Source organism: Mesorhizobium sp. M1E.F.Ca.ET.063.01.1.1, assembly GCF_003998155.1.
In the GTDB taxonomy this organism is placed as follows: Bacteria; Pseudomonadota; Alphaproteobacteria; order Rhizobiales; family Rhizobiaceae; genus Mesorhizobium.
Genome location: NZ_RZSC01001355.1, coordinates 1 through 800, shown reverse-complemented (window position 1 = coordinate 800; position 800 = coordinate 1). Strand labels below are relative to the sequence as shown.

Below are 800 nucleotides of genomic sequence, written 5' to 3'. Positions count from 1 at the left end.
CCTCTATTACTTCCAGATCGCCGGCCTCGTGCTCCTGGTCGCCATGATCGGCGCTATCGTGCTGACGCTGCGCCACAAGCCTGGCGTCAAGCGGCAGTCGATCGCTGCCCAGGTCGGCCGCACGCCGGCGACGGGCATGGAAATCCGCAAGGTCAAGTCGGGCGAGGGTATCTGAGATGGTCGTCGGCATCGCGCATTATCTGACCGTATCGGCGATCCTGTTCACGCTCGGCGTGTTCGGCATCTTTTTGAACCGCCGCAACATCATCGTCATCCTGATGTCGATCGAGCTGATCCTGCTCGCGGTCAACATCAACTTCGTCGCCTTCTCGGCGGCGATGCATGACCTCGTCGGACAGGTGTTCGCCCTGTTCGTGCTGACGGTCGCGGCAGCCGAGGCCGCGATCGGACTTGCCATTCTTGTCGTCTTCTTCCGCAACCGCGGCTCGATCGCGGTCGAAGACGTGAACCAGATGAAGGGTTGACGGGAACAACCATGTACCAGGCCATCGTCTTCCTTCCGCTGCTCGGCTTCCTGATTGTCGGCCTGTTCGGCAATTCGCTCGGCGCCAAGGCATCCGAATACATCACCTCCGGCTTCCTGGTGATCTCGGCAGTGCTGTCGTGGATCGCCTTCTTCACGGTCGGCTTCGGCCATGGCGAGGTGTTCACCGTGCCGGTGCTGCGCTGGATCCAGGCCGGCGGGCTCGACGCCGCCTGGGCGCTCAGGATCGACACGCTCACGGCCGTGATGCTGGTCGTCGTCAACACGGTGTCGTCGCTGGTCCATATCTATTCGA

1 protein-coding gene and 2 pseudogenes are annotated in these 800 nt (G+C 62.1%); all 3 read left to right on the top strand.

Annotated elements, in window-relative coordinates; translation table 11 throughout:
- A pseudogene (locus EOA29_RS38550) lies at positions 1-175 on the top strand (NADH-quinone oxidoreductase subunit J); the annotation flags it as partial.
- Position 176: 1 nt separating this feature from the next.
- Positions 177-485 carry an NADH-quinone oxidoreductase subunit NuoK gene (nuoK, locus tag EOA29_RS38545; protein ID WP_126093210.1) on the top strand — a complete coding sequence of 103 codons (309 nt, stop codon included), beginning with the start codon at positions 177-179 and terminating at the stop codon, positions 483-485.
- 11 nt (positions 486-496) lie between these two features.
- Positions 497-800 (top strand): annotated as a pseudogene (locus tag EOA29_RS38540) (NADH-quinone oxidoreductase subunit L); the annotation flags it as partial.

What these genes read in the sequence shown, in the direction of transcription:
- nuoK (WP_126093210.1), top strand. Translation starts at nt 177, where the DNA reads ATGGTCGTCGGCATCGCGCATTATCTGACCGTATCGGCGATCCTGTTC.